This window comes from Nonomuraea aridisoli (assembly GCF_003236395.1).
GTDB lineage: Bacteria > Actinomycetota > Actinomycetes > Streptosporangiales > Streptosporangiaceae > Nonomuraea > Nonomuraea aridisoli.
The window spans coordinates 1-1,277 of record NZ_POUD01000566.1 but is presented as its reverse complement, the minus strand read 5'-3'; the positions used below and the strand labels follow the sequence as shown (position 1 = coordinate 1,277).

Genomic DNA, 1,277 nt, shown 5'->3' with positions numbered 1-1,277 from the left:
GACCCGGACTCCGTGGACCCGGCGAACCCGGACCCCGGCGAACCAGGGAACCCCGGCGACCCGGACCGACCGGCAGACCCGGACCCGGCAGACCCGGACCCGGGAGACCCAGACCCGGGAGACCCAGACCCCGGAAACCCGGGCAACCCCCGCGACCCCGACCCGGACGAACCGGGAGACCCCGACCCGGGCCAACCTGGGAACCCACGTCCCGGTGAGCCGGGGGACCAGCCCGGTCCTGGGGAGCCCGGCAACCCCGGTCCCGGCGACCAGGGGGATCCCGCGGAGCCCGGTCCCGGCCAACCGGGGAATCCCGGCGGGGACCCGCCTGCCGGGGAGGAGCCGCCGTCCGGCACGTCGGTGCTCGCGGCGGACGTCGGGGCGATCCGCGTGAACGGCCGCGGCCTCGCCTCCGCCACGGTCGCGCTCCGCACCAGCGGCGCCGGCCCCGTCGTCGCCACCGCGACCTGGAGGGCGGCCGGAACGGCCGGGCGCACCCAGCGCGTGCCGCTGAGCGGCTCCACCCGCTACACCCGCACCCTGACCTGGGCGATGGGTGAGCGCGCGTGCGGCAGGACGGTCACGCTGACCGTCACGACCGCTCCCGCCTCCCCCGGCGGCCCGGCGCGGGCCTCACTGGCCGTGCCGCCGTGCCCGACGCGGGTGACGGGCCTGGACGTCCGCCTGGCCCTCCCCGAGACGGGGAGGCGGACCGCCGCCACCGCGCCCACCGCCACGGTCCGGGTGACCACGAGCGGCACCGGCGAGATCCCGGTACGGGCGTGGTTCGCGGTCGGCGACAGGCCGGCCGGGACGCGCGACGTCACCCTGTCCGGACGCAGGTCCTACACCGAGCGCTTCGCCTTCCCCCTCAGGTCCCGCCCGTGCGGCTCCCTGCTGTCGGTACGGGTGACCGCCGGCGGCCGTGCCGACAGCGCCCGGGCCCGGGTGACCTGCCCGCCGCAGGTCACCCGGGTGGCGATCGTCGAAGCGGCGGCGGGTCACGGGATCGGCGCACAGGTCAGGGTGACCACGGCCGACACCCGCCCGGTACGGCTGACGGTCAGGTTCGCCGCCGGCCGGCGGGTGGACACCCGGACGGTCACGCTGTCGGGCGAGACCTCGTACAGCAGAGCGCTGTCCTCACCGCTGCGGCTGCCGTGCGGCACGAGGTGGTCGGTGACGGCGCTCACGGCCCCCGCCGCGGCGAACGGCCCCGACCGCCGCACCGGCAGCACCCCCGCCTGCCGGGACACCCCACGCGAGAACCCCCCGGA

Annotated in this window: 1 protein-coding gene; it reads left to right on the top strand. The window is 78.2% G+C overall.

The window, feature by feature from the left end; translation table 11 throughout:
- Window positions 1-360: 360 nt before the first annotated feature.
- A partial coding sequence (locus C1J01_RS50870; protein WP_220040497.1) for a hypothetical protein occupies window positions 361-1,277 on the top strand: 917 nt, incomplete at its 3' end.